10 protein-coding genes are annotated in these 9,842 nt (G+C 35.7%); all 10 read right to left on the bottom strand.

Annotated elements, in window-relative coordinates; translation table 11 throughout:
• Nucleotides 1-27: 27 nt before the first annotated feature.
• The gene (locus A9996_RS18375) at nt 28-663 is read right to left on the bottom strand and encodes a glycosyltransferase family 2 protein (protein ID WP_066432838.1); all 636 of its coding nucleotides are present in this window, start codon (nt 661-663) and stop codon (nt 28-30) included.
• Nucleotides 664-1,029, bottom strand: a complete 366-nt coding sequence (locus A9996_RS19770; RefSeq protein ID WP_083993886.1) for a glycosyltransferase family protein — start codon at nt 1,027-1,029, stop codon at nt 664-666.
• Between the two features lies 1 nt (nt 1,030).
• Entirely contained in the window at nt 1,031-1,492 is a 462-nt protein-coding gene (locus tag A9996_RS19765) for a glycosyltransferase (protein ID WP_083993885.1), read from the bottom strand.
• A 5-nt stretch (nt 1,493-1,497) separates the two neighbouring features.
• Complete coding sequence (locus A9996_RS18365) at nt 1,498-2,772, bottom strand: glycosyltransferase (RefSeq protein ID WP_066432836.1); 1,275 nt, start codon at nt 2,770-2,772, stop codon at nt 1,498-1,500.
• On the bottom strand, nt 2,773-4,479 hold the full coding sequence (locus A9996_RS18360; protein ID WP_066432834.1) for an FkbM family methyltransferase: 1,707 nt from the start codon (nt 4,477-4,479) through the stop codon (nt 2,773-2,775).
• Nucleotides 4,479-5,018: a hypothetical protein gene (locus A9996_RS18355; RefSeq protein ID WP_157487193.1), complete on the bottom strand. Its 540-nt coding sequence runs from the start codon at nt 5,016-5,018 to the stop codon at nt 4,479-4,481. The genes A9996_RS18360 and A9996_RS18355 overlap by 1 nt, the downstream gene beginning before the upstream one ends.
• Nucleotides 5,019-5,223: 205 nt before the next feature.
• Nucleotides 5,224-6,486 carry an ABC transporter ATP-binding protein gene (locus tag A9996_RS18350; protein ID WP_066432827.1) on the bottom strand — a complete coding sequence of 421 codons (1,263 nt, stop codon included), beginning with the start codon at nt 6,484-6,486 and terminating at the stop codon, nt 5,224-5,226.
• 348 nt (nt 6,487-6,834) lie between these two features.
• On the bottom strand, nt 6,835-7,194 hold the full coding sequence (locus A9996_RS18340) for a four helix bundle protein (protein WP_066432825.1): 360 nt from the start codon (nt 7,192-7,194) through the stop codon (nt 6,835-6,837).
• A gap of 126 nt (nt 7,195-7,320) precedes the next feature.
• Entirely contained in the window at nt 7,321-8,181 is an 861-nt protein-coding gene (locus A9996_RS18335) for an ABC transporter permease (RefSeq protein ID WP_066432822.1), read from the bottom strand.
• A gap of 52 nt (nt 8,182-8,233) precedes the next feature.
• Nucleotides 8,234-9,166: an NAD-dependent epimerase/dehydratase family protein gene (locus A9996_RS18330; RefSeq protein WP_111625843.1), complete on the bottom strand. Its 933-nt coding sequence runs from the start codon at nt 9,164-9,166 to the stop codon at nt 8,234-8,236.
• Nucleotides 9,167-9,842: the final 676 nt, after the last annotated feature.

Here is a 9,842-nt window from a genome sequence, read left to right as displayed (position 1 = left end):
TTATTATTTTGTCGAATAAAAAAAACTTTACTTTTTTTGAACGAAAAATATTTTATTTGTTTCAAGAAGTATTCTAACAAAGAGCTCTCCATCATCATTATTGGATAACTTTTCATTCCAATGTCCCGATTTATCCAAAAGGACTCTTGATATTAAATAAACTGATACAGGAAAAAATTCTCTGTTAATTGCAAATGACTTCAATAAATCACTACCGTTGTCAAAATCTTTGTAAGAGATATATTCATTTTTAAAATTACTAAATAAATTCTGGACGTTAGAAAACCTTCCCCATTTGCAGGTAGCTATAGAGAATTTATCAGCTTTTGTTATAACGTTTATTTGTTCTTCTAATTTTACTTTATTTAAAACGTCGTCAGAATCCAGAAACTGTATATATTCACCTTCTGACCTTTTAATACCGTAATTTCGACACGAACTAGCTCCTTTTATTATATTTTCTGGACGTTTATGGTATTGTATTCTATTATCACACTCGCAGTAAGCTTTCATTACTTCTGATGTATTATCATCACTGCCATCATCCACAACAATACATTCCCAATAGGCGTATGTTTGGGCAATAATAGAATCCAAAGTTTCGCTTATAATGTATGCGCGATTGTAGGTTGGGATTATAATGGAGATTAATGGATTTTGCATTTATCCTTTTTTTTTTAAAAGAATTGATATTAACCTAAACCATTTAATGTTTAATTTTCGTGCTAATGTTGAATGTTCACTTTTCAATAACATTTGAACGCGTGGATTGTTTACTGTTTTGGCAATTTCACTAAAACGGCTGTAATCATTAAATGTTTTTAATGAAAGTTCATTTTTCAAAACAATATTACGCTCCTCATTCCTTCCTTTAATATTAACATTACTCAAACCACTCATGTCAAAATGACAAATTTCCAAATCTACATATTTAACTACTGTTTCGTTTAAACCAATAGAAATTAAAAAAAACTTCCAGTCGGAAACTATTTTCAGGGATTCGTCATAACTCCCATAACTTTTAAACAAATCACGTTTTATAAAAGCTGAAGGATGATTGATGGTGCCGTACAAAAAAATGAAAAAGTGTAAGTTGACTACTTTCCGGCCCTTTATCAACCTTTTCACTTCCATTAGCATATACTTTAATCAAATTACCGTATAGAATACCACAATTACCTAGATTTTTAGAAATTAAATCTAAAACTTTTACTCCCGCCAGCCAATCACCACTATTCAAAAACAACAAATACTCACCTGTGGCTTGAGCAATTCCTTTGTTCATGGCATTATAAATGCCTCTATCGGATTCACTTACCCAATATGCTAAATCTTGTTGACAGCTTTCTATATACCTTTTGCTCCCGTCAGTACTACCTCCATCTATTATAATATATTCAACGTTTGCATAGGTTTGCTCCAAAACACTGGTCATAGTCTTTTTGAGACCATCAAGGTTATTATAATTTATGGTAATAATCGAGATTTTCATGGACCTTAGCTATTCAAAATTTTTTGATACAACTGTATGTAATTAATTGCTTGGATCTTCAAGTCATATCTATTTAACGCATCATTTCTTATCTCATTTCTATCAAAATCACTTATGGTATCAAAAAATAATTCAATAGTTTTAAAAAGAGCTGCGCTACTTAAATCAGAGGTCATTAAGCCATTAAATCGATGGTTGATCATATCAGGTATCCCTCCTACTGGAAAACCGATAACAGGTGTTCCACACATCAATGATTCTAAAACAGTATTTGGCAAGTTATCCATTAGTGAAGGAATAACAAACACATCGGCTGCTGAGTAAGCGATACTCATTAAGCGTTCATCAGCAATAGCTCCCAATTCTATAAGATTAGCGTCAAAATCTAAATTACTTTCTTTGCCTCCAACAGCACATAGCACGACATCATCACGTTGCATCATCTCCAAAGCCTTTTTCAAATAGGCATAGCCCTTTCGGTGGTTATTTAAAGAAGCGGCCACAAATAAAATAACTATTTTATCTTTTGGAATATTTAAGATATCACGAGAAAAATTACGATCTCTAGGCTGAAATATCTCTGAGTTGATACCATAAGGAATACAAAAAATGTCTTTATTCTTAAATAGCATACTTTTTTGAGCCGCCTCACACAACCACTTAGAAGGCGCAACAATAGTAAGATTAAAGGCTGATTGAAGTGCTTTTTGTTTTAATTTAAGAATTTTATCACTAGTCTTCATTTCTTCTTCAGAAAAATCTCTAGAGACGGGATTGCCATCTACATCTGCGCCTAGAAACGTTTCCAAATAATGCTCCCCACCAGTAAACGGATTCATATCATGTAGAGTCCAAACAACGGGTTTTGTGTTTTTTCTAAAAAACGATTCGAAGTCTAGAAAATTGGCTACCCAATGTAAATTTATAATGTCGGCTTCTTGGTATAATGGTGAACATGTAATATCGAAATTTGAATTTGGAAAGCTGAACATTTCCAAGCCTTCTGCCCTTCGTTTTATAAACTGACTTTCTTGAGATTGCTTTGGTTGTTGAAGAAGTCCCATAACACGCAAAAAAACGAAACCCTTTTGTTTTAAGATTTGATACTTATTTTTAAAGGTGTTTGAATTGTGAATCTGGAATGTTTGCGGCACCTTCTTGCCCTTGTGCTGGAGTAATACTTTTGCGTCAACATTTGCGTGCAGTAAACCTTCATGCAAACGCAAACATGCGTTTGCAGCACCACCTCTATCGTATGTGTTGACAATTAGTACTTTCATTTATGCTTGTTTAATTCCATAAATATTCAATTGCATATCCATTCCATTGTACTCTGTTATATCAACAAAAGGAGATTTGCTTGAAAGCCCAGGAGAAGATATATATACTCTAAACTTTGCATGCTTTAAGATATCAATAATTTCATTTAAGGATTGCTCTTGCTCCACAAAAGAATGATACTCAATAAAAATCCGTTCTACTCGATATAATTCGTTAACAATATCTTTTAAGACCACGGTTTCAGCGCCTTCTATATCCAACTTTAAGAAGTCAACCGTTTTATGAAGATAAGGTTTTAAAGATGTCACAGAAACGTATTGAGTAGTAGGATGATTACTTTTGCTAAGAGACTCTAACAAGCCTCCATCTGCTCCTTCTGCATGAAATTTAAGTATTTTCTCTTCATTCCATAACCCTTTTTTTACCAGTTTGATCGTCGTAAAATTGTGAGTACTCAGATTTGTTTTCAAAATATCAAAGATTTCAGGATCTGGTTCAAAAGCAATAATTTCGGCATTAGGATACAATTCCTTGAAATAAATAGAGGCTAAACCTATATTTGCTCCACCGTCTATTATATATGGCGTTTCATTTTCAGTTCTGAATTTATAAATTTTTGTCTTGAAAATCTCGTTGTACATAAATAAGAAAGATGCACTATCAGGAATTATCAACTTATAACCATCTATTGTTGCAGATGTGGCAGTATATCTTGGTACCAGTTTCAAATTTTCAAGTTCAGTTTTAGACTTTGAAATTCCTAAATTAAGTTTCCGCTTAATTAACGCTTTAATTTCAGGTGAAACCATCCTTGAAATTTTACTTTTTAGCATTCTCTTCTTATTAGTAGTGTTGTGTTTAAAGGATTTCACCAAATTTGGTTTTAATAATACAGATTTTTTATCAACATTAACTAATTCATTAGATAGCTTTATTACATCTTGTAATTCTGTTGCCATTTTTTTGCAATGTACACCAGAACCATCTAAACCGATATTTTTAATGAGGCTCTTATTTGGATACAGAAATACACCATTTTGTAAATACATGGATACATAAAATCGCACAGCCCATGAATCATTAATACCAGTGACTTGATCTTCTAGCATTTTATAATATGTCATGCCACCAAAATCTAATTTAGGACCAATACTTTTTGAGTCCACAATATTTAAAAGCTTTTGTCCATCAAATTCTATTTCTTTCCATCTATCAAACCAAGTTCCATATCCCCACGAACTCATGATAGGTAAAAAGTAAGTAGTATCTTTAATTTTCTTCGTACTCGGAAATTGATGACCAGAAACTCCAAAAACTTTCTGTTCATCCCTATAAAGTTTTAACCCTTCATTCATAAACGTTAAAAAATAAGTTCCTGTCACAATATCATCCTCTAACACAATAACACTTTCATGTTTTTCAATGACTTCTGAAACGCCCTGAATTACAGATTTGGCCAATCCGAAATTTGTTTTGTGTTCTATAACAATTACCTCTTTACACCATTTTTTTTGTTTGACAATATCACGAACCGATGTTATTTTTTGCTTTTCTTCTTCGGAGATGGTTTCTTTGAATCCGTCACAGTAAATATAAAGTGTGCTTTGATCTGCCAAATCGTTCAACATTAAAGCTTCCAAGGTTTGTTGTGTATGCCATGGCCTATTGTAAACGAATACTATGATGGGTGCTAAGTTTTTCTCCATTATAAACTAGTTGCTAACTTATACTTTTTGGTCGCTATAATGGTATTCGATTTAGTACCATGATACTGCCCAATTGAAAACGCCAACTTTTTCACTTTTAATTTACATATAATATCATGTAGTGTGTCCTGCTCTCCCTTCCGATGCGTATCATCAATTAGAATTATAAATTCGTCCGTGGCTTCCATTCTCTCAATAAGCGAAACAACATCATAGCGAGAAAAACGGTCACTACCAAAAGGTCCGTCAACAATAATCAGATCAAATTTATCTATTATTTTAGTATTAAAATCTTTATAAACATTGCTGAGAAAACCGTTGACTTCAGTGGTCACTAACGGACAACAAACTATTTTAGAACGTTGCGATAAGCTATTTGTTTTTTGGAAGTTAGCTACCCAATCCGCATCTTGTTCCACAATGGTATGCAAAGATTCTAGTAACTGATTATTTAAAAATGCTGAAATGAATTTACTCGATTCTCCTAATCCTAAATCTAAAATGGCTTTGGGTTGAAAATCATTCAGAATTCTATTCAAAATATAAAAAAAAGAGTAATTTCCCGCCCATCTACCGACGTTCAATGGCAACTCCTCTAACCATTCCTTACCTCGAATGCTATCATGAAAAATGTGCGCCCATTCTAATTCCTTATTTTGAAGCTGAACCTCATGTAATTTCGTATTTAATATATTTATGATTAGATCTATACTCGTTAATTAAATTTTTGATTTTTGTGATCATTTATCGTATAAAATAATTGAGTAAAATATCTCCCTGATTTTTGGGCACTAATTTTCCTGAGTTATAATAATCCTTTTCAACGACTGTAAATGGCATAACCTCCACCAACCAATCCGCAATTTCATTATTTGTCATGCAAAAAAAGTTGCACGTATAATCTCCTGGAGCTAATGGAAGATCCCTTATAATAAAGATTATGCTATCTTCTTTATCTAAATTAAAATCACTAACAATGGTTTCAGTAGAAAGCCATGCTACTCTATCTCCCATATAATTATTAAAGCCAACATCTATTTTAAAATTTCGAATAGGTTCCGTGACATTTCGTTTCAATTGAACTTTAACTTGTAAATCTTTGAAGGTCTCAATAATGTTATTTGTTTGATTTTCTGAAACAAAAACTGCCTCTTCAAAAACTAACTTCTGGTGTCCTTTTCGTTTTGTCATCTCAGACAATTTTGTACTTGGAAATGCATTAGCAGTTAAATACACTTTTACAATTTCGTCAATAGCTCCTACTGATTTGATCTTGCCATGCTCTAATAAGACACCTCTCGTACACAAGCTCTCCACCGCTGCCATATTATGACTCACAAACAGCACCGTACGCCCTTCTCCTCTGCTAATATCCTGCATCTTGCCAATCGCCTTCTTTTGAAACTCTGCATCGCCAACCGCCAAAACCTCATCAATTACCAAAATATCAGGTTCTAAATGGGCGGCTACCGCAAAAGCCAAACGCACAGTCATGCCTGAAGAATAGCGCTTGACTGGCGTATCAATATAACGCTCACAACCTGAGAAGGAAATGATCTCGTCCAGTTTGCTTTTTATCTCTTTTTTGGTCATTCCCAAAATAGCACCATTGAGATACACATTTTCACGTCCGGTCATTTCTGGATGAAACCCCGTACCCACTTCCAACAAAGAAGCGATTCGGCCTTTTGTTTTAATTTCCCCTGTGGTTGGACTCGTGACTCGTGATAAAATCTTTAATAAGGTGGACTTGCCTGCACCATTTTTACCTATAATGCCCAACACCTCACCACGCTTCACTTCAAAATTGATATCCTGCAAGGCCCACACATAGTCAGAGTTGCCTTTGGTACTCCGGTCATTAGATTCGCCCACTTTTAAAAACGGGTCGTCCTTACCACGTACCTTATGCCACCATCGGTTCAAATCATGACTGATCGTACCCGTGCCCACAGTACCTAAGCGGTATTGCTTGCTGATGTTTTCGGCTTTTAGGATGACGCTCATTTTCTGTTATCGGTTTTCGGTTGTCGGTTTTCGGTTTTCGGTACTCTGTTGTCTGTTGTCTGTTTTCGGTTCTCGGTTCTCGGTTTTCTGTTTTCGGTTTTTTGTTGTCGATTCTCTGTTGTCTGTTTTCGGTTTTCGGTTGTCGGTTTTCGGTTTTCGGTTTTCGGTTTTCGGTTTTCGGTTTTCGGTTCGTGTTGTCGGTTGTTGGTTGTCAGAAAACTCATAACGGACAACTCATAACGGACAACTCATAACGGACAACTCATAACTGACAACTCATAACTGACAACTCATAACTGACAACTCATAACGGATAACTCATAATGGACAACTCATAACGGACAACAGCTATTTCCAATCTTTTTCTACATACATTATAAAATTGAACAATTTTGCTCCTAAAATATCGTATTTATTAAGTAAATCCTTAATTTTTAAATCTGGATATAGCTTCTGAATCATTTCTAATTGCGAAAGACACTCCAGTAAGGAAGCATGCGCATAAACTAAAAATTTAATAAAATCTTGTTTGTATCTACGTCTGCCGTATCCTTCGACTATATTGTCTTTAACACTTTTGGAAGAACGCCTCACTTGACTTCCTTGCTCGTATAATTCAAATTTTGGCAATTTTAATGATACGTGATGAACTTCTAAAGCATAATCAAATGCTAAATTATAAACGTCCAAATCTCTGTATGATTTCATCTTAGACCTATTTTAAATTATTAAATGTTATCGGTTGTCTGTTATCTGTTGTCGGTTGTCTGTTGTCGGTTGTCTGTTGTCTGTTGTCTGTTCACCGAGAACTCACAACCCAGAACCCACAACCGTCTAAACCGTGTCAATAAACGTCTTCTCCGTCTTATTAAAAATAACCAATCCTACTAAAAATAACACAATACTGATTATTAACGTATACCCAAACCCAAACCAACTAAAAGTCCCTGTATTTAACAGCATGTATCTAAAGCCTTCAATAATTTGGGTCAGCGGATTATATTCTACCAAAAGCGCTACCATTTCTGGAAACTTAGCCTTCGCCTCGCTTACAGGATATGGAACAGCAGACACATACATCAATAGTTGCACGCCAAAACTAACCAAAATGGTTAAGTCTCTATATTTAGTGGTCATGGAGGAGATGATCATCCCCAAGCCCAAGCCCAATAAAGCCATCATGATGATATATACAGGAAGCAAAACGATATGGCTATTAAAGCCCAAGGTACTCCCCTGAAACGCATAATACACATAAAAGCCAATAAAAATACCCAATTGGATCCCAAACTTCAAAAGATTGGAAATCGTAATCGACATGGGCATAATGACCCTTGGAAAATACACTTTCCCAAAAATCCCCTGATTGCTGGTAAAGGTGCTGGAGGTTCCGGTAAGGCATTCCCGAAAGTAATTCCAGGCGGTAATTCCTGCCAAGTTGAATAAAAATGGAGGCACCCCATTGGTAGAAATCTGTCCGAGGTTATTAAATATCAAGGTAAAAATAACCGAGGTAAATAGGGGTTGGATCACATACCAAAGCGGCCCTAAAATGGTCTGTTTATAAACCGTAACAATATCCCGTTTCACAAAAAGAATCAACAAATCACGATACCGCCAAATCTCTTTGAAGTTGAGGTCAATAAGTTTGTGCTTTGAAGAAATGGTGTACAACCATTGATCTTGTGGTGTCATAAAAAGCAGGCATTTTTACGGCGCTAAGATAAAAGAAATTATGCGGTTAGCCCTAACATTTTGAAGGGGACTTGTAAAATTTGATCATGTGCTGCAAGCCGGCGTCTAAACAAGTAAGCTCCCGTTGTAAAATAGCTTTCATTTTGGTGACATCGGGGCAGCGGCGGCGCATATCGCCTTCCACTAAAGCCGGCAAGTGAATAATTTTAGAAGTGGAGCCGGTAACTGCGATAATGCGTTCCGCCAGTTCCAGAACAGTCATCTCTAGGTCATTACCCACATTTAAAACCGTGTTTCTATAGGCGTCTTGCAATGTTTTGAGGCACGTGTCAACCGTATCTTCTATATAACAAAACGATCGGGTCTGTAGTCCATCGCCATGAATATGTATGGGCTGATCTGCCAAAGCAGCCTTTAAAAATTTAGGAATCACAAAGTCTCCACTCTGATGTGGCCCATAGGTATTAAAAAACCGAAAAATAGTATAGTCCAAACCATATTCTTTTTGATAGGATCTAAAAAAAGCCTCCCCCACATTCTTGACAATGGCATAAGGCAACCGCGAATTTAGAGGGGTGGTGTTTTCGTTTTGGGGGATTTCAAAAGGCTCGCCATACACTTCCGAAGAACTGGAGTAAAAGACCCGCTTGACCCCCGAGTTTTTTGAAAGTGATAACACATTCTTTATCCCTTCAATATCATTCAAAACAGCCACAGGATGCTCTAAGGTGCGCGTCACGCCAACCACGGCCGCAAAATGGAATACGTAATCAAAATCAAAACGTCCAAAAACAGGCATCATATCATTGTAGACATTAACATCAGCATTGATGAATTTTATGTTTGGTTGTTTCGGAATTTTGGAGAGATGTCCCGTAGATAAATTATCGACAATTAGGATTTGGTAGTCTTGGGTTTCCGCCAATTTAGCAGCCAAAGCACTTCCAATATTGCCGGCACCACCTGTAATTAAAAAATTGGTCATAGGATCTTTTAAATAGTAAAGAAAGGCCATCTTTTAAATGGATGATACCCTTCACTTTAAAAATATTCAGGAGGTCTTTACTACCATTCAACCTGAAATGTAAAACGAATATAAAAAAATAGACAGAACTACACGTTTAATAATCTTAAAATTAATAACCTGAGGGAGTAGTTCAATATTGAAGTAAATAACAAAGCAAACCGGAACTCTGCGTCTAAACTCTCCCACTACGTCGGCTGAGTCACCTCTATGGTGAAATAACGAGAAGTATGGAACCCTCCGTCCAAACCTCCTAACGTCGGTTCGGCCACCTCCCTTTGAAAATAAAGGGAGGAGCAGTTTGGTTAGAATTAATAATAAACTGAACGTTACCTTCAAAAAAAAAGAAGGCCTTTAGCATGAATCATAAACATAGGTTCTTAACCAAAGCCTAAACCCCAATAAACCTTAACAATCCAGCTCCCCTCTTTTTTTTAAAAGAGGCGACCGAGCGTTAAAAAATAGTTCAGTGAACTATTTTAGCGAAGGGGCGAGCTGGCGCGCTGGCAACTAGTTTGGACGGGGAGTTTACAAACAAAAATGAGAGGTATACAAACGCAGTTTGGACGGGGAGTTTTAAAATAAACAAGAAAAAGGCCAATTAATTAAAGCCAAAACCCCAATAAACCCTAACACT

Source organism: Gelidibacter algens, from assembly GCF_001678675.1.
GTDB classification, from domain to species: domain Bacteria; phylum Bacteroidota; class Bacteroidia; order Flavobacteriales; family Flavobacteriaceae; genus Gelidibacter; species Gelidibacter algens.
The sequence above is the reverse complement of the archived record's forward strand: the minus strand, read 5'-3'. Positions and strand labels throughout refer to the sequence as shown.